This is a genomic window from Brevundimonas sp. (genome assembly GCF_036400995.1).
GTDB lineage: Bacteria > Pseudomonadota > Alphaproteobacteria > Caulobacterales > Caulobacteraceae > Brevundimonas.
On record NZ_DASWWG010000059.1, the window covers coordinates 1 to 25,597 of the forward strand.

Consider the following 25,597-nt stretch of genomic DNA (forward strand, 5'->3'; position numbering starts at 1 on the left):
TCGGCCCCGAAGGCCAGCATCAGCGCCACGGCGTCATCCACGCCGGGGTCGCAATCGATAATCAGCGATTGTCTCTTCACCCGTCCCGTTTGGGCCGGGTCGCGGGCGGCGGCAAGCCCTCTCCCGCTTGCGGACCTCCACGCGCCGTCGGGCGCGACCGCCTACCGCCGGGCCTGCGCCCTCAGCCCCTCGATCTGGTCGAACAGCCGCCGGGCGTTCTCCACCCCGATGAACTGCGGCGTATCGGACAGGCTCGGCGTCCACATCGCGAAGCTGTTGCGGAACGAGCGCGCGCCGAAGCTGAACAGGCCCTGCGTCGGCCCGAAGACGATGTCGCCCCGGTCGCCGCGCGGCTTGAAATTGATCTGGTCGATCCGCCCGATATCCAGCGTCGTCAGGTCGCTGCCGATCCCGGTCTTCAGGATCACCACCCGCCGGTCCGTCAGCGCGTACTCGATGTTCGACCGGATCCACGCATCATGGATCAGCCGCCCGATGGTGATGTAGACGGCCGCCACGCCGAAGATCAGCGGGAACAGGACGAACGGGAAGCCCTGGGCGACGATCTCACCCCCGCCCACGGTGAAGATCGCCACCACGCCTCCGCCCCACAACAGGCTGAAGGGGATCATGATCACGTCATGCCCGCCCAGCCGGATCCCCTGCTGCGGCCGCCCCTTCCAGAGCAGCTTCTCGTCCGCCCGCAGATAGCCCCCGATACCCTCACTCACACCGTCACTCCCCCGACACCTGCTGCTACTCTGCCGCGTGGAGCTCAGCCGTGTCCACCGGCTGCGCGGCCCGCGCGCCCTCAATCGTAGGGGTTCAGCCGCATCGCCACCTCGACCAGCGGATGGCAGGCCGTCTTGACCTTGACCGTCACATCCATCCTCTCGACCCGTCCGGGCGGATAGGGCGCGCGCGTACTGTCGCCGATGCGCCAAGGCGCTGTTCGGTGGTCAGCGCCGACCAGATCTCCCGAAACCCCGGCACTGACCGCCGTCTCCTCGATGACCGTGAACCGCGCCATGCCCAACACAGCCGCCGGATCGGTCGTGTCCCGCACGCCGTAGGGGAAGTAGCGCTGCACCTCCACCTCGGCCAACGGCTCGCCCGCAATGGGCGTGAACAGCTCGATCAGTTGCGCTCTCGCGCCCTCCGGCAACTCGGCAGAGCCCTGTTCGAACTGCACGGTCAGCGTCCGGACACCGGTATAGGGCACCGGGCAATACGGGCGCGGCGCGGGCCGAGGCATGACCCGCGGCGCGGGCGCAGGGGCCGGAACCTGCAGAGCCGCCGCAGCCAAAAGAACCAGAAAACTCACGCCGTCACTCCCCCAGACACATCTTCACGCACTCTGCCGCCAGCACCTCCGCCGAGTCCACCAGCGGCACGCTGACCTCCTCCGCCCGCAGCAGCAGCGGGACCTCGGTGCACCCCGCGATCACCGCCCCGGCGCCGGCCTCAACCAGCGTCGCCGCCAGCCGCCGCATCTCGCCGCGCGGTCCCTCGCCGTCGTCGCCGCCCTTCACGGCGAACACCGCCGTCATGAAGGCCTCGCGGTCCGCGCCTTCCAGCCGCACGATCTGAAGTCCCGCCGTCGTCAGGGCGTCGGCGTACAGCGCCTCCCCACCCGGCGTGGCCAGCACCCCGATCCGCGTCGCGCCTGTGGCCGACACCGCCTCCACCGTCGCCGCGATCATGTCGATGAACGGCAGCCCCGCCGCCCGGATCGCCGCCGCATGGCTGTGGGCCGTATTGCACGGCATGGCCAGCACCTGCGCCCCCGCATCCCGCAAACGCACGGCCATCTCGCCCAGCGTCACGCCCGCCGCCTCGGGCTGGGTATGCCGGTTCGGCACGTGCGGGTTCAGGTCCACCAGCATCCGGATGTGATCCTCATCCCGCCTCGCCGGCGTCAGCGCCTGCACCCGCGCCATGAAGGCCGTCGTCGCGACAGGGCCCATGCCGCCGAGAATGCCGAGGATCTTGCTCATCGACTGCCGCTCAATCCGTCGCCTCGAACCGCGTCGTCCAGCTCACCCGCTCGCCCACGCTCCGCTCCGCCGTCCGGACTGAGACCCGCGCCCGCGCCGCCGCCTGCAGGGCCGCCTCGCCGAAGCCCGCGCCCGCCGGCTCCTCGCGCACGATCCGGCAAGCCGACAGGCTGCCGTCCGCGTTCACCACACAGCTCAGCTCGACAATCCCCCGCTTGGGCGTGGGGCCGCCCGTCGTAGCGCAGCCGCCGGTCAGGGCGAGCAGCGCCAGACCCGCCGATATCCCGAGCGCCCTCATTTCAGTCCGTCCTCGGCCAGCGTATGGGCGACCACCGCATTGGCGTGGCCGTGGCCCATGCCGTGCTGGTCCTTCAGCAGCGTCACCAGTTCCATATGCTTCGCCGGATAGCCGGCCCTGACCCGCGCCTTCCACTCGGCGATCGGCAGGCCGTACTTCTTCTCGATCGACGGAAAATAGGACGCGGGGCCCTTCACCGGTTCAGTCACAGCGATCCCCCGATCTCGCTCTCATAGCCGAACAGCCCCTGCGCCCCGCCGGTGTGCAGGAAGACCACCGTCTCCCCCTCGAAACGTCCCGCCTTGGCCAGGGCGATCAGACCCTTCATCCCCTTGCCGGTATAGACCGGGTCCAGCACGATCCCGTCGGTCCGCGCCGCCAGCGTCAGGGCCTCGATCACCCCGGCGTCCACCAGCCCGTAGCCCTCGCCCACATAGTCACAGTCGGCCACCACCATCTCCGGCGTGACCGCCTCGGGCCGTCCCAGCAGGGCCGCCGTCTCGCGGGCCAGCTTCAGGACGTTCTCCTCCTGCTTGGCCTTGGGCGCCCGCACCCCGATGCCCAGCACCGGAATGTCCGCCCCCATCACCGCCAGCCCGGCCACCAGACCCGCATGGGTCCCCGCGCTGCCCGTGGCCGTGACGATCCGGTCGATCTTCAGGTCCAGCTCATCGGCCCCGACCACGATCTCGCGCGCGCAATCGACATAGCCCAGCGCCCCCACGGCGTTCGAGCCGCCGCCCGGGATCACATAGGGCCGGCCGCCCCGCGCCCGCACATCCGCCGCCGTCTTCTCCAGCTCGGCGACCATGTCCGTCCCGCCCGGCACGCGGCGCAGGCTCGCCCCGAACAGCCGGTCCAGCAGCACATTGCCGTTGTCGACATAGTCGACGGCGGTCGAGCCGGTCCGCTCCTCCAGGATGATCTCGCACTTCAGCCCGTGGGCCGCGGCCGCCGCCGCCGTCTGTCGCACATGGTTCGACTGCACCGCCCCCTGGGTGACCAGCGTATCGGCCTCCTGCTCCATCGCTTCGCCCAGCAGGAATTCCAGCTTGCGGGTCTTGTTGCCCCCGCCGGCCAGCCCGGTGCAGTCGTCGCGCTTGATCCACAGCTCCACGCCCAGCGCCTCGCTCAGCCGGGGCAGCGGCTCCAGCGGCGTCGGCAGATGCGCCAGTCGGACACGGGGAAAGCGGGCGAGATGCATGGACGGGCTCCCTGATTTTCCCCTTCCTACCCCGCCCCGATGACAGCCGCGAACCGGAAGACGAAAAATGATTCGCTATGTCCGGAACCGATCTTTCCAATCGCTGTTATCGCATCGGACCTTGCGGCGATGCGCGCTCGACAGAGTCCTCCAAGCGGCCCCGGTCTCTGCCACGCCCCCCGACGCAGACCGGGGCCGCACCTTGTCTGACATATGGCTCCGTCGTCTTCGAACTTGCGCTCCGGGGAGGGCGTGGGGTTTGGGGTGTCGGGTGTTGGCGGCCTCGCCCCCCTCGCGACAAGCGCGCTCCCCCACACCCCACACCCCACACCCCACACCCTCGCCCCCGCCGCTTGCCCCGAATCGAGCACCCGCGCGAGACTGCCCCCATGGGCGAATCGCCGATCAGACTGCGCGACCGCAGCGCCACCGAAGCCGCCATCGTCGAGGCGGGCGAACGGATCCTGCTGCGCGACGGCTTTCCGGGCCTGAACGTCCAGACCCTGGCCGCCGAGGCGGGCTGTGACCGCAAGCTGGTCTATCGCTATTTCGAGGGGGCCGACGGCGTCGTCGCCCGCATCGCCGCCCGCGCCCATTCCGGCCTCGTCGCCAGCCTGAACGCCACGCCCGCCGTCGAGACCGAATCCCTGCGCGCCTTCGCCCGCCTCAGCCTGTCGGCCTGGGTCGCCGCCCTGCGCGCCAGCCCGCTGACCCTGCGCCTGATGGCCTGGGCCCTGGTGGAGAGCTCGCCGCTGCTGAACCGCATCGAGGATGACCGCTCGGCCGTGCTGCAGGGCTGGATGCGCGAGCGCCGTCCCCGCCTGCGCGTCCCGCCCGAGGGCGATCCGGCCGCGCTCAACGCCGTGCTCCTCGCCGCCGTCCAGCATCTGGCCCTCTCGGCCGACGCCCGCCCCGGCGTCGGCGGCGTGGCGCTGGATGACGCCGGCTGGACCCGCATCGAGGCCGCGCTCGACCGCCTGCTGATCGCCTTCCCGGACTGAGCTCACCCCTTCTGGCAGGTGACCCCGTACACCAGCACCAGCGGCGGCTCGTCACCGGCCGTTGTCACCTCCAGAACACCGTCCGGACCGCGATACCGCAAGGCGCAGTACCCCATTCCGGTGCCCGAGCAGTGCTGCGCCTCGATCATGCCGTTCCGGGCCAGTTCGGCCGCCCGGTCATACGGGTCCGGCGCCTCGTCCGGAGCCAGCGGGCGCCAGCCGCCTGCGATCAGCTTCGTCCGCGCGGCTTCGATGGACAGTCCGTAGACGTTCGGCACGGTCGCGGTCCGATCGCAGAAGGTCTGTGCCGCGGCGAGGCCCGTCAGACGCGGGCGGTCTCCGTCCAGACGCAACTCGCCGAGCGGCGGCCCCGGATAGTCGCCGCCCCAGACCAGCAGGGCGCCGCCCTCTATCGCCTCCACCCGTCCCGGGATCGTCCCTGATCCCGACGGGGCGTAGGCCAGCGCCACCGGCCTGTCCCCGTCGAACACGCCGATGTTGCCGTTGCGCGCGGTGCAGATTCCACTCGTGGCCGGATCAAATCCGCTGACGAAGCTGACCACCCGGTACCGCCCCAAGGGCGCCTCGGACGTCACGATCCAGCCTCGTCCTTCCACCGCGCGCCCGGCCGCGCTCTCGGCGTCTCCCCGATGGCCATCGCAGTATTCGTCCACCGCGCCGGTTTCGGGCGAGCGCGGCAGGTCGGCCAGGGCGACGAGGACCATGCCGGGTATCGCCGACTCGAGCCGCGCCGGTCCCGGAGCCGTCGCCTCTGCGCTCTCCGCCGCCTTCGCTTCGGCTTCGGGCTTCTCCGCCTCGCCCCGCGAGCAGCCGCCCGCCGCCAGCATCAGCCCGGCCCCGACGACCGCGATCACACGTCCTGAAATCCCCATGCGGCGACCCTCGCACGCCCTCGCGCCCGCCCGCAACGGATCGGTTCAACCGGCCTTCCCGGAACTCGCCTACAGCCCCAGCCGCATGTCGTGCCGGTCGCTGCCGGGAGCGTAGCCGTCCTCCACCACCCGCTCGATGACGAAGCCGAACCGTTCATAGAAGCCGGTCGTATGCCGCCCCGTGTCCAGCCGCACCTCGACCGCGCCCGGCTCGGCCCGCGCCGCCGCCAGCCGCGCCTCGGTCAGCATCCGCCCCAGCCCCTGCCCGTGCAGCGCCTGCTCCACCATGCCCCAGCACAGGGAGACCGTCCGCCCGTCCGGCTCCACCGCATGACCGCCGCAGGCCACCACCCGACCGTCTCGCTCGATGACCTGATAGGGCCAGCGCATCTCGTCCAGGAACTGCTCGAACCCGGCCCGTTCCGACGGATCGAAGAAGCGCGGCGCATTGCTGTCGAACAGGGCCAGGCAGGCCTGGCGGTCAGCGGCGACATAGGGGCGGGCGATATCCATGCCCCAGCCTCGCCCCGCCCCGTCCGACCGGCAAGAGACCAACCGTCGCAGGCAACCTGAACGCGCGGCGTGGTGAAAAAATATCGTTATGCGAGTTGCCAATCCCGATTTTCGTGCATTGATGTCCGCAACACAACCTGACGCTATCGGAGCGCGGGAGGGGTCGGCGGCGCTCACGGGCCCGCCGGAAGGGAGGGACCAATGGAAGTCTATCTGGGTACGATCCAGCCGTTCGCATTCCAGTTCGCGCCGCGGGGGTGGATGTTCTGTAGCGGCCAGATCCTGGCCATCCAGACGAACACGGCGCTGTTCTCCCTGCTGGGCACGACCTACGGCGGCAACGGCCAGACCACCTTCGCCCTGCCGAACCTGAACGGCCGCACCATCCTGGGCCAGGGCCCCAGCACCACGGGAAGCACCTACGTCATGGGCGAAGCGGCGGGGACGGAGACCACCACTCTGCTCTCCAGCCAGATGCCGATGCACACCCACGGCCTGACCGGCTCGACCGCCGCGGCGACGACCGGCCAGCCGGGTACGGGCGTCGTGCTGGGCGCCGCCAACGGATCGGACCCGACCAGCGGCGACGCCGTCAACGTCAACATCTACAGCCCCGGCCCGGCCGGCGTCGCCCTGGCGCCCAACGCCGTCGGCGTGGCGGGCGGCTCCCAGCCGTTCAGCAACATGCAGCCGTTCCTCGTGGTGAACTACTGCATCGCCACCTCCGGCATCTTCCCGTCGCGCAACTGACCCCAGTCATCCTTTTCAGGGAGAACCCCTCATGAGTGAGGTCTTCATCGGCGTCATCCAGCCCTTCGGCTTCCCCTTCGCCCCGCGCGAATGGATGATCTGCAACGGCGCGCTTCTGTCTGTCAGCCAGTACGAGGCGCTCTTCGCCCTCATCGGCACCACCTACGGCGGCGACGGGATCAACACCTTCGCCATCCCAGACATCCGCGGCCGCACCCTGCTGGGACAGGGCAGCGCGCTCGGGACCACCTGGGTGATCGGCGAGACGGGCGGCTATGAATCCATGACGCTGACCCAGCAGAACCTGCCCGCCCACAGCCACCCGCTGCTCGCCGCGAGCGGTGCGGGGACGGTTCCGGCGCCGGGATCGGCCGACTTCCTGGCCGGGGCCACCGGTCATGACCCGACCTCGGGCGATGATGTGACGGTCAACATCTACGCCCCCGCCGGCGGCGCGAGCCAGCCCATGGGCGGCGTCACCCCGGCGGGCGGCAGTCTCCCGGTGGAGATGATGCAGCCCTATCTGGTCAACAACTACTGCATCGCCGTCAGCGGACTCTGGCCCAGCCAGAACTGACCCGCCCGGGCGTCCGGCCACCCACATTCAGGAAAGGGGCGGCATGGACGCCTATGTCGGCACAGTTCAGTCTTTCGCCTTCCCGTTCGCGCCGCGCGGCTGGCTTCTCTGCAACGGCCAGCAGCTCTCGGTCGTGCAGCAAACCGCATTGTACAGCCTGATCGGAACCACCTACGGCGGCGACGGCGTGCGGTACTTCAACATCCCGAACCTCGGCGGCCGCACCGTCGTCGGCATGGGCCAATCGCCCGGCGTCATGGAGCCCTATGCCGTCGGCCAGCAGGGCGGCGCCGAGCAACGGACCATCCGCGACGAGAACCTGCCCCGCCACCGGCATGTGCTCGCTGCGACCAAGGCGTCCGCCGACAGCGACACGCCGACCGCCGACAGGGTCCTGGCCAAGGCGTCGGACTCCAGCGGCAATCCGATCAACATCTACGGTCCGGCCGCCGAACGGATCGGTCTGGCGCCCGAGTCCATCGACTTCGCCGGCGCCTCCCAGCCCTTCCCCGTGCTCCAGCCCTATATGGCGCTGAACTACTGCATCTGCCTCCAAGGGGTCTTCCCGTCGCGTAACTGATGCGTTGAACCCGTCCCCCCGGAGGCGTATGGCTGCTTCCGTTCTCCGGGGGGCGGCATTCGAGCCGCTGAGATTGAGGTAGTCCTCTGACCCGTCGAACCTGATCCGGGTCATGCCGGCGAAGGGATGAGTACGCTTCGGGTCACGGCCTCACGCCACAGGACCCGCACGCCCGACGTCGGCGGACCTCAAACGCTTTGAGGCCGCCAAATGAACATCCAGGTTACGCCCCCCGCCCTGCCGGAAGAGCCGAACATCGAGCTCCCCCTCGCCGACGCCCGCAAGGCCGTCGAGGCCGAAACCGGCCGCATCCCCACCGGCCCGCGCGCCGGCGGCGTGAAGGTCTATGTGGCGGGCGAGCTGTTCCCGGATATCCGCGTCCCCTTCCGCGAGGTCGCCGTCCACCCCAGCGCCAATGAGCCGCCGGTGACGATGTACGACTCCTCCGGCCCCTACACCGACCCCTCGGTCACCATCGACATCAAGCGCGGCCTGCCGAAGGTCAAATCCAGCTGGCAGCTGGATCGCGGCGACATCGCCCCCGTCGCCAACCCCCGCGAGGTCAAGCCCGAGGACAACGGCCACGCCAGCGGCAAGCACCTGGCCCCGCGCTTCGACGTCTCGAACCATCAGGTCTTCAAGGGCGTCGAGGGCCGCCCGGTCACCCAGTACGAATACGCCAGGGCCGGCATCATCACGCCCGAGATGGAATACGTCGCCATCCGCGAGAACATGCGGCGGGCTGCGCCGGGTGTGGGGGATGGGGTGTCGGGTGTCGGGGGTGAGCAGCACGTCACCCTCGCCGACGGCTCGACGGTCCGCCTCCCCCACACCCCACACCCCACACCCCACACCCCCGAGCGCGACGGCGAGGACTTCGGCGCCTCGATCCCCGACTTCGTGACGCCCGAGTTCGTCCGTCAGGAGATCGCCCGCGGCCGGGCCATCATCCCGCACAACATCAACCACCCCGAGGTCGAGCCGATGATCATCGGCCGCAACTTCCTGGTGAAGATCAACGCCAACATCGGCAACTCGGCGGTCCTGTCGTCGGTGGACGACGAGGTCGACAAACTGGTCTGGGCCACCCGCTGGGGCGCGGACAACGTCATGGACCTGTCGACCGGCCGCAACATCCACAACATCCGCGACTGGATCATCCGCAACAGCTCCGTGCCGATCGGCACCGTGCCGATCTACCAGGCGCTGGAGAAGGTGAACGGCGTCGCCGAGGACCTGACCTGGGAGGTCTATCGCGACACCCTGATCGAGCAGTGCGAGCAGGGCGTCGACTACTTCACCATCCACGCCGGCGTGCGCCTGCCCTTCATTCCGATGACCGCCAAGCGCGTCACCGGCATCGTCTCGCGCGGCGGCTCGATCATGGCCAAGTGGTGCCTGGCCCACCACAAGGAGAGCTTCCTCTACGAGCATTTCGAAGAGATCTGCGACATCATGCGGGCCTATGACGTGTCGTTCAGCCTCGGCGACGGCCTGCGCCCCGGCTCCATCGCCGACGCCAATGACGAGGCCCAGTTCGCCGAGCTGCGCACCCTCGGCGAGCTGACCAAGATCGCCTGGGCCAAGGGCTGTCAGGTGATGATCGAGGGCCCCGGCCACGTGCCGATGCACAAGATCAAGGCCAACATGGATGAGCAGCTGAAGCACTGCCACGAGGCGCCCTTCTACACCCTCGGGCCGCTGACCACCGACATCGCCCCCGGCTACGACCACATCACCTCGGCCATCGGCGCGGCCATGATCGGCTGGTTCGGCACGGCCATGCTCTGCTACGTCACGCCCAAGGAGCACCTCGGCCTGCCCGACCGTCAGGACGTCAAGGACGGCGTCATCACCTACAAGATCGCCGCCCACGCCGCCGACCTGGCCAAGGGCCACCCGGCCGCCCGCCTCCACGACGACGCCCTGTCACGCGCCCGTTTCGAGTTCCGCTGGGAAGACCAGTTCAACCTCGGCCTCGACCCCGAGACGGCCCGCAAATACCACGACGAGACCCTGCCGAAGGAGGCCCACAAGACGGCCCACTTCTGCTCGATGTGCGGCCCGAAATTCTGCTCGATGAAGATCAGCCAGGACATCCGGGACGCCGCGCGCGGCCAGAACGACGCGGGCGCTTCCCTCACCGAGGCCGAGGCCGGCATGGCCGAGATGTCGGCGAAATTCCGCGCCGGCGGCGGAGCCATCGAGGTCAAGGTCTAGACCTCCGCTCCCCCCTCCCCCTCGCGCCTGAACCGGCTCAGTCCAGCGGGTTCAGGTCGCGGGGCGGGCGGATGCGGCGCCAGCGGGCCTCGACGAAGGCGAAGGCGCCGAAGGCCATCAGGCCGATCCCGGTGATCCCCAGCACCCAGTCGCCGCCCGGCTGGCGCTCCAGCGCATCCAGCGCCCCGCCCAGGTCGGTCACGGTCGACACGCGCGCCCGCAACCCCGCCAGGATCACGAACACCCCCAGCGGCAGGTAGGCGAACCCCCGCGCGGCATAGCCCGCCCGCGCCAGCGGCGTGACCCGCCTGCACACCGCCTTCGAACAGGCCAGCGCCCCGGCGAAGTCGTCGCGCGCGGCCCGCACGATATTGCCGATCCCCACCGCGAGGATCGCCAGCCCCACGGCCATCAGCAGCCAGTCGCCCAGCGGCAGGGCCAGCAGCATCGCCGCCTTCTCCTGGTTCTCGGCCGCGTCGGCGCCGTCCTGCGCCCCGCCGTACTCGTCCAGGTATTCGAACACCGAGGCCGCCAGCACGCCGTAAAACAGGCCGCTGACCGCCTGCCCGGCCCGCGCGGCCCAGCCCTTCAGGTCGGTCCCCTCGTGGTCCGCATCGAACACCGCCTGCAGCGCGCGCCACAGCACGAAGGCCCATAGCCCGGCGCCCAGCAGCACCAGCCACAGCGGCCCGAACGGCTGCCGGGCCAGCCAGCCGATCGCCCCCGACGACCCGGCCGCCTCATCGAACCGGTCCGCCGCCGCCAGCAGCGTCAGCGCCCCGGCCGACAGATACACAAACCCCCGCGCCCCATACCCGACCCGCGCCGCCCCCTCGACCGCGCCCGACCAGGACGGCAGGACCGACGGCAGCCACGCGGGCAGCCACCCGGGCCGCCTCGACGGCCACCACCGCGACAGCCACCGCCCGACCCCGTCCCTCACCCCCACCGCAAACCCCGCCCTCATCCCGCGCCCTCGTCCGGTCCGGGCGGGGAAACTCCCGGGGCGGGGGATGGTTCGGGGGAAGCGGATCAGGCCCAACCGGACGACCGGAGGCCGGGATGGCGGAGATGAGCTTGAAGCTCCGCGCCGGGGGGCGTTGTGGTGGAGATGAAGGTATGAGGGGCCCGAGCGGCCCCGATCCGCTCCGCGCATCAAAACGCTGAAGTTGCAAACCGTTGATTCGGCTGGCACCTGTTGCGTGAATTCACTGGGGCGTATGCAATGCTGTCCTTCTCAACTGAGTTTCCCGTTGGCCCGGAAAGCACGCCTGACGCTTTTATTGACGCCGTGAAATCCTGGGTTCTCGCATCCCCTCACACTTCGTTTACGGCGCAGGGTCTCAGCCTGCTTAGCTTGGGTGCTGAAAAGTCGGTTAGAGCGGGGAAACAGCTCATAGAAATTACCGGCGCGTCGAACGCCGATGACATTGCAGTTTCGATCAGGCTCACCGCGACCGAAGACAACGTCGATTGGATCAGCGAGGTTTCCTATGCCGGTCACCGAGAGCCTTGGGTCAGCATACGGACATACCGGGATTCTGCTGCTCCGGTAGCTCGCCTGCCACCTGCCAAGAAACCCATCGTAGTCGCCGCGCTCCTGGATTCTCTCGAAGGCGGATGGGATGGCGGTATACAGGTCAGCCGCACCGCCAGACGACTTACCTCAGACGAAGTTGAACTTGCCGCAAACCTAATTTCCGGCGACTCAGGCTGCTACCTTCCAGTCGTTTACGTTAGCGCCAATGTTGATGGTTCCTACTGGGTGAATGTCGATGCACTCGCTCGAGAGCTCTGCGGGATGGCACATGTCATCGTAGAGCCTGATAGGTATTTTTCGAGCCGCCTCCGCCTAGAGGTCGAGCCAGCGTACGGTGCCGCCGTAGGCATCTACTGGCCTGATGGTTCAGGTCGACGCCTGATCCGACCCGATTGGTCACTGACCAATTCTGATCGACGAAAATCTATCTCCAAGGAGGTTCGACAAGCACTCCTGAACCGCCGTCCGCTCACTTGGTGCTCGTGGGCTGCGGCGCAGCAGTTGCAGTCCCGCTTAGCAATTCAAGCACTGCGCGCTTCCGGCTCCAACGAAGTAGATGTTTATGTCGCTACCTTTGACGCTGAACTCGCACTTAAGGACGCAGCAATCCAAGCTGCGGAAGCGGAGATCAATCGACTGTCGAGCGAAATCCGATCGTCAAGACAGCGTTCCGCTTCGACAGGTGTCAGAATAAAAGTAGGCTCCGAGCAAGACTACTATCCTGACGAAATTTCTTCCGTCATTCGGGATGCCGCCGCTGATGCACTTAGCAGAGTTCAAGATAACGGTCGCCGAGAACACATTCTGAAAGCTGTCGTCGATAATAATCTCTCTTCAAATATTCCCCACGAACGCAGAGAAAATCTCAAGGCATTACTTCGAGATTACAGATCCTTAAACAAGGAAATTCGTGACGGACTTGCCGAAATGGGCTTCTCAATTTCGGAGGACGGAAAACATGTTAAGCTCACATACCAAGGCGACGATCGGTATACTTTCACGATCCCCAAAACTGGTAGTGATCACCGAGGCGGCCTGAACTCTGTGAGCGACATATCGAAACGGCTTTTCTAGACAACCGGGGAACCGGGGAAACAAGGACACACACTCTTTTCCGCCGCTCGCGCCGGCCGGTCCACCGCGCCAACCTTCCCGCATGACCACCCTCGTCCTCCTCGCCGGGTCTAACGGGGCCGGGACGACCACCTTCCTCAACAACTTCCCGCGCGAGCGCGCGGAGGCGTTCCGGTTCGTCAATCCGGACGAGGTGGCGCGCGGCCTGACCGCCGCAGGCGAAGCCCGCGATCTGGCGGCCGGGCGTCGAGTGCTGGAGCGTCTGGACGAGCTGGTCGCCGCGCGGGCTGACTTCGTGCTGGAGACGACACTGGCCAGCCGTTCGCACGCCGTGCGTATCCGCGAGTGGAAGGCGGCGGGATACCGGGTCGAACTGGTCTATCTGCGCCTGCCCAGCGCGGAACACTCCATCGCCCGCGTCGCAAATCGTGTGGCGGAGGGTGGTCACGGCATTCCTGAAGACACCCTGCGCCGCCGCTTCATTCTCAGCGGCGAGTACCTCGAGAGCACCTACAAGCCACTCGTGGACGACTGGAAGGTCTACGCCAGTGGTGGCGACATTCTCGAACTGCTAGACTGGGGACCGCGATGAACAAGTCGATCTTCGATCACGAGACCATCCTCAAGGCCAGCCGCCGCGCGGCCGATATGGCCAGGAACGGCACGCGCGAGGAGAAGTCCGGCAAATTCCTGCCGCCGCCCGGCTGGAAGGGTCGCCTGATCACCGGCGCTCCCGGCGAACTGGACGATCTCAAGCCCAAGCCCGTCAAGGGCAAGGCCGCCTGATCACTCCCCCAACCTCACCGCCAGCACGCTCCACCCGTAGTAAACCAGCCCCGCCGCCAGCAGCGTCCCGTTCACCCACCGCCGCCGCACCACGATCAGCACGCCGTAGCCGAGGCAGAAGGCCCAGGGCACGCTCTTCAGCACGCTCCACACCGTCATCGGCCCCGCCTCGGGGAAGGCGCCGCCGGCCCACCTCACCCTGCCGACGCCCCGGAAGGCCATCAGGCCCAGGATCAGCGCCCGAACGTCAGTCGCCGCGTCCGGTCATAGGGAGCGTACAGGTCGACCGGCCCCTCCTCCGGGATCGGATCGGGCAGAAGAGCCTTCCTTCTCCCCTTGAGGGAGAAGGTGGCCCGGAGGGCCGGATGAGGGGTGTCGGCGCGAACGCCTGACGGTCGGGCGCGATGGTAATGAAAACGCCTCCCGCCGGAGCGGATACCCCTCATCCGTCTCGCTCCGCGAGGATGGTCTTCTCCCGCAAGGGGAGAAGCCCCCCCCTTGCACCCCGCCCCTATCGGCGCATCCTCCGCGCCATGACCCAGCGCCCCCTGCCCGCCGCCGCTCGCAAGGCTTCCGCCGTCGGGGCGACCGCCGCAGGGGCCGCATCCGTCGGCGCGCTGGGCGTGGGGCTGCTGGCCATCGGAGCCCTCGCCGTCGGCGCCCTGGCCATCGGGGCGCTCACAATCGGCCGCGCCCGCGTCCGCCGCCTGCACGTCGATGAGCTCAGCGTGGGGGTGTTGAGGATCGGGAAGATCGAGAGGGAGTAGGGAATGGGGAGTAGGGAGTAGGGAGTAGGAATTAGCCCGGCCTGCACCGCCGCCGACACCCCGCTACTCCCTACTCCCTACTCCCTACTCCCTGCTGCCTGCTGCCTGTTCCCTGCCCCCTCCCCCCACACGACCAATTCTGACGTATCGCCGTTCCATAATGCCTCAGACCCGGAGGCTTTCATGAGCGACGCATCCCCCGACACCCGCCCCGACGCCGCCGACGCGGGCCAGACCCGGCTGTCCGAGGCCGTCTGGGACGAGATCCGCGCCGACTATCTGGCCGGCTGGTCGGCGCCGGCCTGTTGTCGCCGGTACGGCGTCGGCCTGAGCACCCTGCGCGGGCGCGCGGCGGACGAGGGCTGGCGACGCGCCGACCAGCCGTGGGCCGGGCCGCGCGGGCTGGACCGCGACGACGAGGGGCTGGCGCTGGAGGAGAGCGTCGACGGCGATCTGGAGCAGATCGGCCTGGGCGAACTGTCCGTGGTCGCCTTCCAGCGGATGATGCGGGCCGTGCTGCACGGCGACGCCATGGCGGCCCTGCGCTGGCGCCGCCTGCATCAGGCGCTGGGGGACGAGCACCGGCGCCTGGCCCGGCTGGTCGAGCAGGAGGAGGAGCGCCGCCTCGCGGCCGGGCGACGCCAGGTCCGCGCCGCCACCGACGCCCTGCTGGCGGAAACCCGCGTCATGGAGGCCGAGATCCGTCGTCTCGACGCCGGCCGGGGCCTGCCGACCCCGCCCGACGATCTGGACGATCTGGACGATCTGGACGGTGTTTTTCCACCGTCTCCGGGCGCCGCCTTCACCCTGCCCGGCCTGCCGGTCGGAAAGGCGCCCGCGGCGCCGCCGTGAGGGGGTTCAGGCCCCCGCCGCCTCTTCCTTCGCGATGTTGCGCAGCGCCTGTTCGAACACCTCCGGCGGCTGGCCGCCCGAGATCAGGTATTTGCCCTCGACCACCACGGCGGGCACCGAGTTGATGCCGCGCGACTGCCACAGGGCCTCTTCCGAGCGCACCGCCTGCACATACCGGTCCGACGCCAGCACCTCGGCGGCCTCGGCGCGATCCAGCCCCACGGCCTGGGCGGCCGCGGTCAGCTCGCCCGCGTCGGTCAGGTTGCGGCCCTCGGTGAAGTGGATGCGGAACAGGGCCTTCTTCAGCGCCCCCTGTTTGTCCGGCGCCGTCTCGCCCGCCCAGTGCAGCAGGCGGTGGGCGTCAAAGGTGTTCCAGATCCGGCTGTCCGCCGTCATCCGCATGTCGAAGCCGACCGAGTTGGCCCGCTCGGTGATCATGGCCCGGTTCTGCGCCGACTGCTCCGGCGTCGAGCCGTACTTGCGGCCGATGTGCTCGACGATGTTCTCGCCCTCGGGCGCCATCTGCGGGTTCAGCTCGAACGGGCGGAAGGCGATCTCCGCCTCGATGCCCTCGCCCTTCAGCCGGTCCAGCGCGGTCTCCAGCCCGCCCAGGCCCACCACGCACCACGGACAAACGACGTCCGACACGAAATCGATCTTCAGGGGTTTGGTCATCTTCGCCATCCGCAACAGGTTCAGGCGCATATGGGGAGCGGCGCTTCCCCCGCAACGGCGCCCGGCGCTAGGGTGGCGCCCATGACCTTCTCCGGCTTCGCCTCCGCCGATCTGGCCTTCCTCACCGGTCTCGCCGTGACCAATGACCGTGACTGGTTCACGGCCCACCGCGCCGCCTATGACGACGGGCTCAAGCCCGCCCTGGCCGCCCTGATCGCCGACGCCTCCACCGCCTGCGCGGCCCGCGACATCCCCCTGTCCGGCGACCCGAAGAAGAGCGTCTTCCGCATCCATCGCGACACCCGGTTCTCGAAGGACAAGCGGCCGTACAAGACCCACGTCTCGGCCACCCTGACCCGCGACGGCCGCAAGATGAGCCCGGGCATGATGTACATCCACATCGAGCCCGAGGGCGGCAGCCGCCCCGGCTTCGATCCGGACAGCATCGACCCTCTGGACCCGTCCACCCATCCGTCCGAGGCGGCGGGCGGAGACGACGGCCCCTTCGGCAAGGGGCCCTTCGTGGCCTGCGGCTTCTATCTGGACGAACGGCCCGACATCGACGCCGTGCGCCGCGCCATCGTCGCCGATCCGGCCCGCTGGGACGGGGTCGAGTCCGCCCTGTCCAAGGCCGGGCTGGCGCTCGATCCGGGCGCCCCGGTCAAGCGCATGCCCAAGGGGTTCGAGGACCACGCCGGCGGCCCGCTCGAGGCCGCGCTCAAGCGCACTCGCTGGCTGGTCTCACGGCCGCTGACGGGCGCCGAAATCGCCTCCGCCGACCTTCCGGCCACGCTGGCGAGCTTCGCGGCGTCGGCCAGGCCCCTGCTGGATTTCGGCTGGTCCGCCCTCGACCGCGACTGATTGTCGGTTAGCGGACATAACTGATTTTACTGGCTTTCCGCATCGTTAGGGCGCACAGTATCGATACCGCGAGCCCTGCCGATCTTCGAGCGCGTCGCGGCTGAGAGATATTGGCCCGCCCCGCCTGAAAAATGGGGTCGTTCGAACACTCCCGCTCCGTTCAACGGGAGACAGCCCTGTCAGCCTATACCCTGCGCCTGCACTATATGTCGGGGATCGATCCGACCACCGAAGCCCTCGACGCCGTCGACGAGACCGAAGCCCGCGAGCTGGCCCGCGTCCGCCTGCTGCTGACCCGCGACTACAGCCACGTCGAGCTGCACCGCGGCGGCGAGGCCCTGCACGTCTTCTCGCGGGACTGACCCCGCCTACGACCGTTTCTGACGCACGGCCGTGCTTCAATGACCGAAGCCCCGTCACGAGGCTCCGGTCTTTGAAACCTTGAACTCAGTCGCGCTCGACGCACATGGCCACGCCCATGCCGCCGCCGATGCACAGGGTCGCCAGACCCTTCTTGGCGTCGCGGCGCTGCATCTCGAACAGCAGGGTCGTCAGGATGCGCGCGCCCGAGGCGCCGATCGGGTGGCCGATGGCGATGGCGCCGCCGTTGACGTTCACCTTGTCCGTGTCGAGGCCCAGTTCCTTGACCACGCACAGGCTCTGGGCGGCGAAGGCCTCATTGGACTCGATCAGGTCCAGATCAGCCACGGTCCAGCCGGCCTTCTCCAGCGCCTTTTTCGACGCCGGGATCGGGCCGGTGCCCATGACGGCCGGATCGACGCCCGCCGTGGCCGAGGACGCGATGCGCGCCAGCGGGGTCAGGCCCCGCGCCTTCGCCTCGTCCGCGCTCATCAGCACCAGGGCCGCGGCGCCGTCGTTCAGGCCCGAGGCGTTGGCGGCGGTGACGCTGCCGTCCTTGGTGAAGGCCGGGCGCAGTTTCTCCATCGCCTCGATGGTCGCGCCGTGGCGGATGTATTCGTCCTTGTCGACGACCACGTCGCCTTTCTTCGAGGCGATGACGACCGGGGTGATCTCGTCATCGAAGCGGCCGGCCTTCTGGGCGGCTTCCGCCTTGTGCTGGCTGGCGAGGGCGAACTGGTCCTGGGCCTCGCGGGCGATGTCGAACTTGGCCGCGATGTTCTCGGCGGTCTGGCCCATGTGATAGCCGTTGAAGGCGTCCCACAGGCCGTCCTTGATCATGGTGTCGACCAGGGTCACGTCGCCCATCTTCTGGCCGCCGCGCAGCTGCTGGGCGTGCACCGCCTGGCTCATGCTCTCCTGACCGCCGGCGACGACGATCTTGGCGTCACCCGTGGCGATCTGCTGGGCGCCGACCGCCACCGCGCGCAGGCCCGAGCCGCAGATCTGGTTCAGGGTCCAGGCCGGGGTCTCCCTGGGCAGGCCCGCGCCGATCGCAGCCTGACGGCCCGGCCCCTGCCCGTTGGCGGCCTGCAGGACGTGGCCCAGCACCACCTCGTCCACCTCGTCCGGCGCCACCCCGGCCCGCTCCAGCGCGGCCTTGATGGCCACCGAGCCCAGTTGGGCGGCGGACAGGCTGGACAGGGCGCCCAGGAAGCTGCCGACCGGCGTACGGGCGGCGGAAACGATCACGACCTCGGTCATGGAATTCACTCCAGCGGGAATAACTTTGTGGCGCTTGTGCCGCATTGCAGCACGTTCGTCAGCCCCGAACGCGCCGTTCACCGGATAGTCACCCCGATGCGGCCATATTGTACGGGAACGAACTGGTGGCGTCCGGTCTTGAAGGGACCATGCTCATGCGCCTGAAACGCCTGCTCCGCCACGTCTGCACGCCAGACGAGCTCGACATGATCGAGCACTACCTCTCGCCCGCCGAGAAGACGGCCGATCTGGTCGTCCATGTCGTCGGCCTGACCCTCGCCATCGTCGGCGGCGGCCTGCTGGCGGCGCTGGCGGCCCTCTACGCCGGGATCGGCGCGGCGTTGGCCATCGGCGTCTACGCCCTGTGTCTGGTCGCCATGCTGAGCGCCTCGACCATCTACAACCAGATCCGCCCCTGCGCGGCCCGGCCGGTGCTGCGCAAGCTCGACGAGGCGGCGATCTTCCTGATGATCGCGGGCAGCTACACCCCCTTCACCACCCAGCGGTTCGAGGGGGCCTGGGCCATCGGCTTCACCCTGCTGGTCTGGGCCGTGGGCCTGGGCGGCGCCTTCGCCAAGGTCCTGATGCCACGCCTGTCCGACGCCTTCTGGAGCGCCGTCTACGTCGCCTTCGGCTGGCTGGCGGTCATCGCCCTCAAGCCCATGGTCGAGACCGTCCACCCGGCGGCCCTGACCCTGCTGGTCATCGGCGGGCTGATCTACACCGCCGGGGTCTTCGTCTTCATCAGCCCGAAGGTGAAGTTCCGCCGGGCCATCTGGCACGGCTTCGTGGTCACCGGAGCCACAGTCCACTGGGCCGCGGTGCTGGTCGGCGTCGTCCTAGCCCCCGCCGCCGGCATCGGTGTCGGCTAGACTTTCGCACGCGCAGCGCGGAAACTGTGGCGTTGCAACAGGAACGGGGACAGCGCGTGGCTGACAAGAAGTCCGGTGCGGGAGACAACGTCGTCATCAAGAAGTACGCCAACCGGCGGCTCTACAACACGGCGACTTCGGCCTACGTCACACTGGAAGACCTCGCGCGGATGGTCCGCGAGGGGACGGAATTCGTCGTCTATGACGCCAAAACCAACGAGGACCTGACCCGTCAGATTCTGACCCAGATCATCTTCGAGGAAGAGAGCCGGGGCGAAGCCCTGCTGCCGGTGCAGTTCCTGCGCCAGCTGATCGGCTACTACGGCGGCCAGATGCAGGGCGTCCTGCCCTCCTATCTGGAGATGTCGCTGGACAACTTCACCCGCCAGCAGGAGCAGATCCGAGGCCAGTTCTCGCGCGCCTTCGGGGGCACCCCGGGCGCCGGCCTGATGGACGAGGCGGTCAAGCGGAACATGGCCATGTTCGCCGAGGCGATGAAGATGTGGCCCGGCTTCGGCGGCGTCGCCCGCCAGCCCGCCCCCCCGCCCGAAGCGCCCGCCGACGGCCCCGCCGCCGCCGATCCGCTGGAGGAGATGCGCCGCCAGATGGACGAGATGCGGGCCCAGCTGGACAAGCTGGCCAAGGGATGACCGACGAGGTCCGCGGCATAACCCCCATCGAGGGGCGTGACCGTCGCGAGGCGTCGGATCGCCGGACGGCCCAGCGCCGCTCCGGCCCCTCCTCCCGCGCCCTCGTGCCCGTGGACTTTCCGGCAGAAGACGCCGAGCGCCCGGCAAGACCTGCCCCGACCCCGCCCTCGGACGGCTCGGCGGCGATCTTCGCGGCGCAGGTGATGGGCCAGACCGGCCAGCGGCGCGGCCTCAAGGGCGGCCAGCCCGTGCTGGACGCGGCCCGCAGCGCCTACCTCGGCACGGAATACTCCGGCGCCGTCGACCGCCGCCCCAGGCCGGGCCGGAACGAGGACACTGACATCTAGGGACGCGGCACGGTCCTTGCTGCTCCGGGGTCAGATCGACCCGTTTCGGAGCGGACCATGCTGAACTTCCTGACCCGCGCCTTCGACGTCACCGTCGTCGCCATGATCTTCGTGGTGTTCTCCTGAAGTCGAGCCTCGGCTACGCCGAGGCGCCGAAGTCCAGGTCCTTGCGGGCCGAGATGATGGTCACGATGAAGCCGGCGAGCACGTCCAGCATGACCATCGTCACGATCAGGAAGAAGGTCGAGGTGGCGAAGCCCTTGATCAGCAGGAACTCGACCAGCACCACGACGAACAGGATCATCGACAGGGCGTGATTGACGATCGCGACCTTCTGGCTCGACGTCGACTTCAGCAGCTCGAAGAACAGCAGGATCAGCGACAGCAGCAGGATCAGGTCGCCCACGCCCACGTTCCAGCTGGTGCCGGAGGCCATCGGGATCGAGAACATCGGGTCGCGCAGGATGGCGTCGGCGCCGCCGGCGGCGAGGTTCACATCGCTGCCCGAGATGACGTTCGACAGCACCACGATGTTGTACAGGACCACCGGGATCACCAGCAGCGGCAGGGCGACCAGCATCAGCTCAGCTCCAGCATCCACGACCGGCAACGGCCGCGCTTGTTAACGATAGATACCCCGGTTCGCTCCATACGGCTACGCCCGCTCGCCCGCCGGGCGAAAGCGGCTCCGGAGCCGGGCTCAGAACTCGCTGATGGCCCCGGGACGGCGCGAGCGGGACTTCAGCCACATCACGCCCAGCAGGTCCGAGAAGGCCGCCATCAGCCGTCCCCAGTTGGTGTACTTCGACCGGCCGGTCTCGCGGTGGCGGTGATCCACATCCAGATAACGGTTCTCGTACCCCTCGCGGATCATCAGGGCGGGCAGGTAGCGGTGGATGTGATCGAAGTAGGGAAGCCGCAGGAAGACGTCGCGGCGGAAGGCCTTCAGCCCGCAGCCGGTGTCGTCGGCGTCGTCGCCGAGCAGGTTCTTGCGGATTCGGTTGGCCCAGCGCGAGGCCCAGCGCTTCGACTCCGAGTCCTGTCGCTTGGCCCGCACCCCGCCCACCAGGGCCACGTTCGGCGGCGAGGACGCCAGCAGGTCGGCCAGCTTCGGCGCGTCGGCGGGCGGGTTCTGGCCGTCGCCGTCCAGGGTCACCACGATCGGCCCGCGGGCGGCCAGCACCCCGGTGCGGACGGCGCGGCTCTGTCCGGCGTTGGAGCCGTGGCTCAGCACCCGCAGCTGCGGCAGCTCGGCCTGCAGCGCGCGCAGCTCGGCCAGGGTCCCGTCCTTCGAGGCGTCGTTGACGAACACCATCTCGAACGAGCGCCCGGCGAAGGCGGCGGCGATCTCGCGGGCCAGCGGGCCGGCGGCGCCCTCCTCGTCATGGACGGGAACGACGACGGAGATGTCGGGAGCGGCTTCGGTCATGCCCGCTCTCTAGCCGGTTTTGCGCCCGCGCGGGAGACATGCTCCGCACACGCATGACGACGGCGGAACCGGCATGGTAGGACTGCGCCCATGATCCGTCCCGACCTCGACAAATATATCACCGGATGGCGCGGCCCCCTGCTGGCGGCGCTGGTGGCGCTGTTCGCCGGCCTGCCCGTGCTGGCCCTGCTGCCGCCGCTGGACCGGGACGAGAGCCGCTACGCCCAGGCGACGTCCCAGATGCTGGAGACCGGCGACTACGTCGACATCCGCTTCCAGGATGATCCGCGCTGGAAGAAGCCGGTCGGCATCTACTGGATGCAGGCGGTCGCCGTGGCCGCCACGTCCAAGGTCGAGAACCGGGACATCCAGCCCTATCGCATCCCCTCGATCCTCGGCGCCATGATGGCCGCCGCCGCCGTGGCCTGGGTCGGGCAGGCCATGTTCGGGACCCGCGCGGGCTTCCTGGCGGGCGCGATCATGGGCGCCTCCTTCCTGCTCTCGACCGAGGCCGGGATCGCCAAGACCGACGCCATGCTGTGCGGCGCGGTCACCCTGGCCATGGCCGGCCTGGCCCGCATCTATCTGGCCTCGAAGGCCGGGGAGACGCCGCAACGGCCGCACAAGCTGATGTTCTGGTTCGGGCTGGGCCTGTCTATCCTGATCAAGGGCCCGATCGGCCTGATCGTCATCGCCCCGGCCATGCTGCTGGTCTCCGCGTGGGACCGCGACTTCCGCTGGCTGAAGCGACTCGGCTGGGGCTGGGGCCTGCCGCTGGTGGCCCTGCTGGTCGGGCCATGGGCCATCGCCATCACTATCGCCACCGACGGCGGCTTCTGGCGTGAAGCCATCGCGGGAGACCTCGCGCCCAAGATCGCCGGCGGCCACGAGAGCCACGGCGCCCCTCCGGGCTACTATCTGGTCGCCGCGCTGATCACCTTCTTCCCGGCCACCCTGCTGCTGCCCGCGGCCGTCTCGACCGGCTGGCATCGCCGGGCCGAGCCGACGATCCGCTTCCTGGTCTGCTGGCTGGTCCCGGCGTGGATCATCTTCGAACTGACCCCGACCAAGCTGATCCACTACAACCTGCCGACCTTCGGCGCCCTGGCCCTGCTGGCCGCCGCCGCCCTGACCCGGCCGATCGGCAAGATCTCGCGCTGGACCGGCGCCGGGCTGACCGTCTTCGTCGGCCTGCTGCTGGCGGCGGGCGTGGTTTACGGCCTGACCGAGTTCGGCAAGTCGACCGCCCAGACCTGGGCGACCCTGACCATCGTCTTCGCCGTTCTGGCGGGCCTGATCGGCGCCTTCCTGCTGATGCACCGGGCGGCGGTGACGGCGGTTCTGGTCAGCATCACCCTGGGGGTCGTCGCCCACGGCGCCCTGGCGGGCACCCTGCGCCAGCTGCGCCCCCTGTCGGTCTCGCCCCAACTGGACAAGGCGCTGTACGCCAATGACCTGCACCCGCGTCAGGGGCGGCCCGGACCGGTGGCCATCGCCGGCTATCACGAGCCCAGCTTCGTCTTCCTGACCGGCCGCGACACCGAGCTGACCGACGCCGAAGGCGCCGCCAGGGCGCTGGCCGAGGGCCGTCCGGCCATCGTCGAGGAGCGCGAGGCCGAGGCCTTCCGCGCCGCCGTCGCCCGCATGGGCGTCGCGGGACGGACCGTCGCCGAGGTGCGCGGCCACAACTACTCGCAGGGCGACGACGTGGACCTGTTCCTGTACGCCCCGCCCGCCGACGCCGCGCCCGCCCCGAGGCCCGCCCGATGAGCCGCCGCATCACCATCGTCGAGGTCGGTCCCCGCGACGGCCTGCAGAACGAGAAGGCGGTGCTGGAGCCCGCCGTCCGCGCCGACTTCGTCCAGCGGCTCGAGGCCGCCGGCGCGCGCCGGATCGAGGCGGTCAGCTTCGTCCATCCGAAATACGTGCCCCAGATGGCCGGCGCCGAAGAGGTCATGGCCGCGCTGCCGCATCAGGAGGGCCGCAGCCGCATCGGCCTGGTCCTGAACGGCAAGGGCTATGACCGGGCGCTGGGCACAGCGGTGGACGAGGTCAACGTCGCCATGTCCGCCACCGACGGCTTCGGCCTGAAGAACCAGGGCCTGACGGTGGACCAGCAGGTCGAGATGCTGGCCGGGATCGTGGCCGGACGCGCCAACGCCGGAGCCGCCTCCGGCGCCGCGCCGTCCCTGTCGGCCACCCTGTCCTGCGTCTGGGGCTGCCCCTTCGACGGCGAGGTCGGGGTCGATCAGGTCGCCGATCTGGTGGGCCGTATCGCGGCGCTCGGCGTCGGGGAGATCGCCCTGGCCGACACCATCGGCGTCGGCGACCCGTGGGCCGTCACCCGCAAGGTCGAGGCCGCCCGCCAGGCCGCGCCGGACGCCGTCCTGCGCCTGCATTTCCACGACACCCGCAACACCGGCCTGGCCAACGCCTATGCGGGCGTCGAGGCGGGGGTGGATGTGCTGGACGCCTCGGTCGGCGGCATCGGCGGCTGCCCCTTCGCCCCCGGCGCGACCGGCAACATCGCCACCGAGGATCTGGTCTACATGCTGGAGCGCGCCGGGTTCGAGACCGGGTATGACCTCGACCAGCTGATCGGGACCGCCCGCTGGATCGGCGAGAAGATCGGCCGCCCCGCCCCGAGCGCCCTCAGCCGCGCGGGCGGATGGCCCCGGACCTGATCCGGGGCGCGAGCTTCACTGTTTGAAACCGGACCGGGGGGTTCCGCTTTCCGGTCTCATGACCATGGACATCGACACCCTCCTCGAAGGCGGTCCATCGTACGGCGTCATCGACGCCAAGGACGGCTATCTGCTGTACGGCCGCGAAGGTCATGAGGCGGCGTTCCGCGCCCTGGCCGAGGAGGTCGAGGCCGCAGCGGACGGCTTCGAGGTCATCCCGCTGAAGGATGACGAGGACCGCTGCGACCGGCTTTTCATCGCCCCGCTGGCGGAAGAGAAGAGCTTCGCCCCGCGCGACTGACGGCGCCTTGAACCCGCACGATCGACCATATATGTCGCATATACGAAACGTATATGCGGAGTTCACCCCATGGGCATCGTCAACATCGAGGACGAGCTGCACGAGCAGCTGCGCCGGGCCAGCAGGGCCTCGTGTCGGTCAATCAACGGGCAGGCGGCCTTCTGGATGCGGATCGGCATGCTGGGCGAGCTGAACCCCGGCCTGACCTTCCAGGAGCTGGCGGCGCGCGAGCTGAAGGCGGCGGGCGTGGACGCGTCCCCCGCGGCGGGAGCGGCGGCATGACCAAGACGCCGCAAGAGATCGAGCTGATGGCCGAGTCCGGCCGCCTGCTGGCCTCGGTCTTCGCCTATATCGACACCCTGTCGCTGGCGGGGATGAGCACCATGGAGGTCAACGACCGGGTCGAGGCCTTCATCGTCGACGACCTCAAATCACGGCCCGCGTCCAAGGGCCAGTACGGCTACGGCTTCGTACTGAACTGCTCGATCAACGCCGTGGTCTGCCACGGCGTGCCCTCGACCGAGGAGTTCCTGAAGGACGGCGACATCGTCAATCTGGACATCACCCTGGAGAAGAACGGCTTTATCGCCGACTCGTCCAAGACCTACATGATCGGCGAGGTCCCGGCGGCGGCGCGGCGGCTGGTGCGGACCACTTATGAGGCGATGTGGAAGGGCATCCGGGCGGTCAAGCCGGGCGCCACCCTGGGCGACGTCGGCCACGCCATCGAGACCCATGCGAAGAAGGCCGGCTATTCGGTCGTGCGCGACTACTGCGGCCACGGCATCGGGCGCGAGATGCACGAAGACCCGCAGGTCCTGCACTTCGGCCGTCCGGGCAAGGGCCTGACCCTGCGCGAGGGCATGACCTTCACCATCGAGCCCATGCTCAATCAGGGCCGCGCGGGCGTCGAGACCGGCGACGACGGCTGGACCGTCACCACCATCGACGGAAAGCTGTCGGCCCAGTTCGAGCACACGGTCGCGGTGACGAAGGACGGCGTGCGCGTGCTGACGCTTCGGGCTGACGAGAAGGCGGCGGCTTAGCGCCGACCTCACCTCTCCATCGCCCCTTCAAGGCGATGGGGAGGACAGATCGCGCAG

Annotated in this window: 34 protein-coding genes and 1 riboswitch; of the genes, 20 read left to right on the forward strand and 14 right to left on the reverse strand. The window is 69.0% G+C overall.

Annotated elements, in window-relative coordinates:
• Window positions 1–161: 161 nt before the first annotated feature.
• From VGE03_RS08490 to VGE03_RS08515, 6 genes are all read right to left on the reverse strand, one after another.
• Entirely contained in the window at window positions 162–731 is a 570-nt protein-coding gene (locus VGE03_RS08490) for a hypothetical protein (RefSeq protein WP_331046047.1), read from the reverse strand.
• An 80-nt stretch (window positions 732–811) separates the two neighbouring features.
• On the reverse strand, window positions 812–1,324 hold the full coding sequence (locus VGE03_RS08495; protein ID WP_331046048.1) for a hypothetical protein: 513 nt from the start codon (window positions 1,322–1,324) through the stop codon (window positions 812–814).
• A gap of 4 nt (window positions 1,325–1,328) precedes the next feature.
• Window positions 1,329–1,997 carry an aspartate/glutamate racemase family protein gene (locus VGE03_RS08500; RefSeq protein WP_331046049.1) on the reverse strand — a complete coding sequence of 223 codons (669 nt, stop codon included), beginning with the start codon at window positions 1,995–1,997 and terminating at the stop codon, window positions 1,329–1,331.
• Window positions 1,998–2,007: 10 nt separating this feature from the next.
• The gene (locus VGE03_RS08505) at window positions 2,008–2,295 is read right to left on the reverse strand and encodes an energy transducer TonB (RefSeq protein WP_331046050.1); all 288 of its coding nucleotides are present in this window, start codon (window positions 2,293–2,295) and stop codon (window positions 2,008–2,010) included.
• On the reverse strand, window positions 2,292–2,510 hold the full coding sequence (locus VGE03_RS08510) for a DUF4287 domain-containing protein (RefSeq protein WP_414644919.1): 219 nt from the start codon (window positions 2,508–2,510) through the stop codon (window positions 2,292–2,294). Before VGE03_RS08510 ends, VGE03_RS08505 begins: the two co-directional genes overlap by 4 nt.
• Window positions 2,501–3,499, reverse strand: coding sequence for a D-cysteine desulfhydrase (locus VGE03_RS08515; RefSeq protein WP_331046052.1), 999 nt, complete (start codon window positions 3,497–3,499; stop codon window positions 2,501–2,503). The genes VGE03_RS08510 and VGE03_RS08515 overlap by 10 nt, the downstream gene beginning before the upstream one ends.
• Window positions 3,500–3,888: 389 nt before the next feature.
• Here VGE03_RS08515 and VGE03_RS08520 point away from each other — a divergent pair, with 389 nt between their 5' ends.
• On the forward strand, window positions 3,889–4,500 hold the full coding sequence (locus VGE03_RS08520) for a TetR/AcrR family transcriptional regulator (protein WP_331046053.1): 612 nt from the start codon (window positions 3,889–3,891) through the stop codon (window positions 4,498–4,500).
• A gap of 2 nt (window positions 4,501–4,502) precedes the next feature.
• Here VGE03_RS08520 and VGE03_RS08525 read toward each other — a convergent pair whose 3' ends face one another.
• Window positions 4,503–5,393 carry a hypothetical protein gene (locus VGE03_RS08525; RefSeq protein WP_331046054.1) on the reverse strand — a complete coding sequence of 297 codons (891 nt, stop codon included), beginning with the start codon at window positions 5,391–5,393 and terminating at the stop codon, window positions 4,503–4,505.
• 69 nt (window positions 5,394–5,462) lie between these two features.
• Window positions 5,463–5,906, reverse strand: a complete 444-nt coding sequence (locus VGE03_RS08530) for a GNAT family N-acetyltransferase (protein ID WP_331046055.1) — start codon at window positions 5,904–5,906, stop codon at window positions 5,463–5,465.
• 201 nt (window positions 5,907–6,107) lie between these two features.
• On the opposite strand from VGE03_RS08530, the gene VGE03_RS08535 reads away from it, so the two are divergent.
• The 4 genes from VGE03_RS08535 (at window position 6,108) to thiC (ending at window position 10,033) form a co-directional block, all read left to right on the forward strand.
• A complete protein-coding gene (locus VGE03_RS08535; RefSeq protein ID WP_331046056.1) occupies window positions 6,108–6,656 on the forward strand; it encodes a phage tail protein in 549 nt (182 codons plus the stop codon).
• Window positions 6,657–6,687: 31 nt separating this feature from the next.
• Window positions 6,688–7,233 carry a phage tail protein gene (locus VGE03_RS08540; RefSeq protein ID WP_331046057.1) on the forward strand — a complete coding sequence of 182 codons (546 nt, stop codon included), beginning with the start codon at window positions 6,688–6,690 and terminating at the stop codon, window positions 7,231–7,233.
• 43 nt (window positions 7,234–7,276) lie between these two features.
• Window positions 7,277–7,813, forward strand: coding sequence for a phage tail protein (locus VGE03_RS08545; protein WP_331046058.1), 537 nt, complete (start codon window positions 7,277–7,279; stop codon window positions 7,811–7,813).
• Window positions 7,814–7,849: 36 nt separating this feature from the next.
• Window positions 7,850–7,958: riboswitch (TPP riboswitch) on the forward strand.
• A 65-nt stretch (window positions 7,959–8,023) separates the two neighbouring features.
• On the forward strand, window positions 8,024–10,033 hold the full coding sequence (gene thiC / locus VGE03_RS08550) for a phosphomethylpyrimidine synthase ThiC (RefSeq protein ID WP_331046059.1): 2,010 nt from the start codon (window positions 8,024–8,026) through the stop codon (window positions 10,031–10,033).
• Window positions 10,034–10,070: 37 nt separating this feature from the next.
• Here the strand turns inward: thiC and VGE03_RS08555 are convergent, their stop codons facing one another.
• Window positions 10,071–10,916, reverse strand: a complete 846-nt coding sequence (locus VGE03_RS08555) for a DUF1206 domain-containing protein (RefSeq protein ID WP_331046198.1) — start codon at window positions 10,914–10,916, stop codon at window positions 10,071–10,073.
• A 315-nt stretch (window positions 10,917–11,231) separates the two neighbouring features.
• On the opposite strand from VGE03_RS08555, the gene VGE03_RS08560 reads away from it, so the two are divergent.
• From VGE03_RS08560 to VGE03_RS08570, 3 genes are all read left to right on the forward strand, one after another.
• Complete coding sequence (locus VGE03_RS08560; RefSeq protein ID WP_331046060.1) at window positions 11,232–12,647, forward strand: hypothetical protein; 1,416 nt, start codon at window positions 11,232–11,234, stop codon at window positions 12,645–12,647.
• An 82-nt stretch (window positions 12,648–12,729) separates the two neighbouring features.
• Window positions 12,730–13,239 carry a zeta toxin family protein gene (locus tag VGE03_RS08565; RefSeq protein ID WP_331046061.1) on the forward strand — a complete coding sequence of 170 codons (510 nt, stop codon included), beginning with the start codon at window positions 12,730–12,732 and terminating at the stop codon, window positions 13,237–13,239.
• Window positions 13,236–13,433 (forward strand): hypothetical protein, encoded by a 198-nt coding sequence (locus tag VGE03_RS08570; RefSeq protein ID WP_331046062.1) that lies wholly within the window; start codon window positions 13,236–13,238, stop codon window positions 13,431–13,433. Before VGE03_RS08565 ends, VGE03_RS08570 begins: the two co-directional genes overlap by 4 nt.
• On the opposite strand, the gene VGE03_RS08575 is transcribed toward VGE03_RS08570, so the two are convergent.
• Window positions 13,434–13,631 (reverse strand): hypothetical protein, encoded by a 198-nt coding sequence (locus tag VGE03_RS08575; RefSeq protein ID WP_331046063.1) that lies wholly within the window; start codon window positions 13,629–13,631, stop codon window positions 13,434–13,436.
• A gap of 335 nt (window positions 13,632–13,966) precedes the next feature.
• Here VGE03_RS08575 and VGE03_RS08580 point away from each other — a divergent pair, with 335 nt between their 5' ends.
• Window positions 13,967–14,200 carry a hypothetical protein gene (locus tag VGE03_RS08580; RefSeq protein ID WP_331046064.1) on the forward strand — a complete coding sequence of 78 codons (234 nt, stop codon included), beginning with the start codon at window positions 13,967–13,969 and terminating at the stop codon, window positions 14,198–14,200.
• A gap of 183 nt (window positions 14,201–14,383) precedes the next feature.
• A complete protein-coding gene (locus tag VGE03_RS08585) occupies window positions 14,384–15,052 on the forward strand; it encodes a hypothetical protein (RefSeq protein WP_331046065.1) in 669 nt (222 codons plus the stop codon).
• Between the two features lie 6 nt (window positions 15,053–15,058).
• Here the strand turns inward: VGE03_RS08585 and VGE03_RS08590 are convergent, their stop codons facing one another.
• The gene (locus tag VGE03_RS08590; RefSeq protein ID WP_331046066.1) at window positions 15,059–15,727 is read right to left on the reverse strand and encodes a DsbA family oxidoreductase; all 669 of its coding nucleotides are present in this window, start codon (window positions 15,725–15,727) and stop codon (window positions 15,059–15,061) included.
• 81 nt (window positions 15,728–15,808) lie between these two features.
• On the opposite strand from VGE03_RS08590, the gene VGE03_RS08595 reads away from it, so the two are divergent.
• On the forward strand, window positions 15,809–16,588 hold the full coding sequence (locus VGE03_RS08595) for a DUF2461 domain-containing protein (protein ID WP_331046067.1): 780 nt from the start codon (window positions 15,809–15,811) through the stop codon (window positions 16,586–16,588).
• Window positions 16,589–16,719: 131 nt separating this feature from the next.
• On the forward strand, window positions 16,720–16,950 hold the full coding sequence (locus VGE03_RS08600) for a hypothetical protein (RefSeq protein ID WP_331046068.1): 231 nt from the start codon (window positions 16,720–16,722) through the stop codon (window positions 16,948–16,950).
• A gap of 85 nt (window positions 16,951–17,035) precedes the next feature.
• Here the strand turns inward: VGE03_RS08600 and VGE03_RS08605 are convergent, their stop codons facing one another.
• A complete protein-coding gene (locus VGE03_RS08605) occupies window positions 17,036–18,211 on the reverse strand; it encodes an acetyl-CoA C-acetyltransferase (protein ID WP_331046069.1) in 1,176 nt (391 codons plus the stop codon).
• 149 nt (window positions 18,212–18,360) lie between these two features.
• Here VGE03_RS08605 and trhA point away from each other — a divergent pair, with 149 nt between their 5' ends.
• Genes trhA through VGE03_RS08620 form a run of 3 tightly spaced genes read left to right on the forward strand, consistent with a single transcriptional unit; the run spans window position 18,361 to window position 20,080 of the window.
• A complete protein-coding gene (trhA, locus tag VGE03_RS08610; RefSeq protein WP_331046070.1) occupies window positions 18,361–19,083 on the forward strand; it encodes a PAQR family membrane homeostasis protein TrhA in 723 nt (240 codons plus the stop codon).
• A 56-nt stretch (window positions 19,084–19,139) separates the two neighbouring features.
• Window positions 19,140–19,733, forward strand: a complete 594-nt coding sequence (gene phaR / locus VGE03_RS08615; RefSeq protein WP_331046071.1) for a polyhydroxyalkanoate synthesis repressor PhaR — start codon at window positions 19,140–19,142, stop codon at window positions 19,731–19,733.
• Entirely contained in the window at window positions 19,730–20,080 is a 351-nt protein-coding gene (locus VGE03_RS08620) for a hypothetical protein (protein ID WP_331046072.1), read from the forward strand. Before phaR ends, VGE03_RS08620 begins: the two co-directional genes overlap by 4 nt.
• Before the next feature lie 139 nt (window positions 20,081–20,219).
• Here VGE03_RS08620 and VGE03_RS08625 read toward each other — a convergent pair whose 3' ends face one another.
• Complete coding sequence (locus tag VGE03_RS08625; RefSeq protein WP_331046073.1) at window positions 20,220–20,660, reverse strand: hypothetical protein; 441 nt, start codon at window positions 20,658–20,660, stop codon at window positions 20,220–20,222.
• Window positions 20,661–20,780: 120 nt separating this feature from the next.
• Entirely contained in the window at window positions 20,781–21,509 is a 729-nt protein-coding gene (locus VGE03_RS08630) for a glycosyltransferase family 2 protein (RefSeq protein WP_331046074.1), read from the reverse strand.
• Window positions 21,510–21,599: 90 nt separating this feature from the next.
• On the opposite strand from VGE03_RS08630, the gene VGE03_RS08635 reads away from it, so the two are divergent.
• From VGE03_RS08635 to map, 5 genes are all read left to right on the forward strand, one after another.
• Complete coding sequence (locus tag VGE03_RS08635; protein ID WP_331046075.1) at window positions 21,600–23,279, forward strand: glycosyltransferase family 39 protein; 1,680 nt, start codon at window positions 21,600–21,602, stop codon at window positions 23,277–23,279.
• Window positions 23,276–24,193, forward strand: a complete 918-nt coding sequence (locus tag VGE03_RS08640) for a hydroxymethylglutaryl-CoA lyase (RefSeq protein ID WP_331046076.1) — start codon at window positions 23,276–23,278, stop codon at window positions 24,191–24,193. The genes VGE03_RS08635 and VGE03_RS08640 overlap by 4 nt, the downstream gene beginning before the upstream one ends.
• A gap of 58 nt (window positions 24,194–24,251) precedes the next feature.
• Window positions 24,252–24,494, forward strand: a complete 243-nt coding sequence (locus VGE03_RS08645; protein ID WP_331046077.1) for a hypothetical protein — start codon at window positions 24,252–24,254, stop codon at window positions 24,492–24,494.
• A gap of 69 nt (window positions 24,495–24,563) precedes the next feature.
• The gene (locus tag VGE03_RS08650; protein WP_331046078.1) at window positions 24,564–24,776 is read left to right on the forward strand and encodes a ParD-like family protein; all 213 of its coding nucleotides are present in this window, start codon (window positions 24,564–24,566) and stop codon (window positions 24,774–24,776) included.
• Entirely contained in the window at window positions 24,773–25,540 is a 768-nt protein-coding gene (gene map, locus VGE03_RS08655; protein WP_331046079.1) for a type I methionyl aminopeptidase, read from the forward strand. The genes VGE03_RS08650 and map overlap by 4 nt, the downstream gene beginning before the upstream one ends.
• The last annotated feature ends 57 nt before the right edge of the window (window positions 25,541–25,597 follow it).

Bases quoted from the DNA above. Each gene is read 5' to 3' on its own strand.
- VGE03_RS08585 (WP_331046065.1), top strand. From the start codon at position 14,384: ATGAGCGACGCATCCCCCGACACCCGCCCCGACGCCGCCGACGCGGGC.
- trhA (WP_331046070.1), top strand. From the start codon at position 18,361: ATGCTCATGCGCCTGAAACGCCTGCTCCGCCACGTCTGCACGCCAGAC.
- VGE03_RS08605 (WP_331046069.1), bottom strand. From the start codon at position 18,211: ATGACCGAGGTCGTGATCGTTTCCGCCGCCCGTACGCCGGTCGGCAGC.
- VGE03_RS08625 (WP_331046073.1), bottom strand. From the start codon at position 20,660: ATGCTGGTCGCCCTGCCGCTGCTGGTGATCCCGGTGGTCCTGTACAAC.
- VGE03_RS08505 (WP_331046050.1), bottom strand. From the start codon at position 2,295: ATGAGGGCGCTCGGGATATCGGCGGGTCTGGCGCTGCTCGCCCTGACC.
- VGE03_RS08630 (WP_331046074.1), bottom strand. From the start codon at position 21,509: ATGACCGAAGCCGCTCCCGACATCTCCGTCGTCGTTCCCGTCCATGAC.
- VGE03_RS08600 (WP_331046068.1), top strand. From the start codon at position 16,720: ATGGGGTCGTTCGAACACTCCCGCTCCGTTCAACGGGAGACAGCCCTG.
- VGE03_RS08590 (WP_331046066.1), bottom strand. From the start codon at position 15,727: ATGACCAAACCCCTGAAGATCGATTTCGTGTCGGACGTCGTTTGTCCG.
- thiC (WP_331046059.1), top strand. From the start codon at position 8,024: ATGAACATCCAGGTTACGCCCCCCGCCCTGCCGGAAGAGCCGAACATC.
- VGE03_RS08595 (WP_331046067.1), top strand. From the start codon at position 15,809: ATGACCTTCTCCGGCTTCGCCTCCGCCGATCTGGCCTTCCTCACCGGT.
- map (WP_331046079.1), top strand. From the start codon at position 24,773: ATGACCAAGACGCCGCAAGAGATCGAGCTGATGGCCGAGTCCGGCCGC.
- VGE03_RS08515 (WP_331046052.1), bottom strand. From the start codon at position 3,499: ATGCATCTCGCCCGCTTTCCCCGTGTCCGACTGGCGCATCTGCCGACG.
- VGE03_RS08580 (WP_331046064.1), top strand. From the start codon at position 13,967: ATGACCCAGCGCCCCCTGCCCGCCGCCGCTCGCAAGGCTTCCGCCGTC.
- VGE03_RS08640 (WP_331046076.1), top strand. From the start codon at position 23,276: ATGAGCCGCCGCATCACCATCGTCGAGGTCGGTCCCCGCGACGGCCTG.
- VGE03_RS08570 (WP_331046062.1), top strand. From the start codon at position 13,236: ATGAACAAGTCGATCTTCGATCACGAGACCATCCTCAAGGCCAGCCGC.
- VGE03_RS08565 (WP_331046061.1), top strand. From the start codon at position 12,730: ATGACCACCCTCGTCCTCCTCGCCGGGTCTAACGGGGCCGGGACGACC.
- VGE03_RS08535 (WP_331046056.1), top strand. From the start codon at position 6,108: ATGGAAGTCTATCTGGGTACGATCCAGCCGTTCGCATTCCAGTTCGCG.
- VGE03_RS08500 (WP_331046049.1), bottom strand. From the start codon at position 1,997: ATGAGCAAGATCCTCGGCATTCTCGGCGGCATGGGCCCTGTCGCGACG.
- VGE03_RS08620 (WP_331046072.1), top strand. From the start codon at position 19,730: ATGACCGACGAGGTCCGCGGCATAACCCCCATCGAGGGGCGTGACCGT.
- VGE03_RS08645 (WP_331046077.1), top strand. From the start codon at position 24,252: ATGACCATGGACATCGACACCCTCCTCGAAGGCGGTCCATCGTACGGC.
- VGE03_RS08545 (WP_331046058.1), top strand. From the start codon at position 7,277: ATGGACGCCTATGTCGGCACAGTTCAGTCTTTCGCCTTCCCGTTCGCG.
- VGE03_RS08520 (WP_331046053.1), top strand. From the start codon at position 3,889: ATGGGCGAATCGCCGATCAGACTGCGCGACCGCAGCGCCACCGAAGCC.
- VGE03_RS08650 (WP_331046078.1), top strand. From the start codon at position 24,564: ATGGGCATCGTCAACATCGAGGACGAGCTGCACGAGCAGCTGCGCCGG.
- VGE03_RS08530 (WP_331046055.1), bottom strand. From the start codon at position 5,906: ATGGATATCGCCCGCCCCTATGTCGCCGCTGACCGCCAGGCCTGCCTG.
- VGE03_RS08540 (WP_331046057.1), top strand. From the start codon at position 6,688: ATGAGTGAGGTCTTCATCGGCGTCATCCAGCCCTTCGGCTTCCCCTTC.
- VGE03_RS08525 (WP_331046054.1), bottom strand. From the start codon at position 5,393: ATGGGGATTTCAGGACGTGTGATCGCGGTCGTCGGGGCCGGGCTGATG.
- VGE03_RS08635 (WP_331046075.1), top strand. From the start codon at position 21,600: ATGATCCGTCCCGACCTCGACAAATATATCACCGGATGGCGCGGCCCC.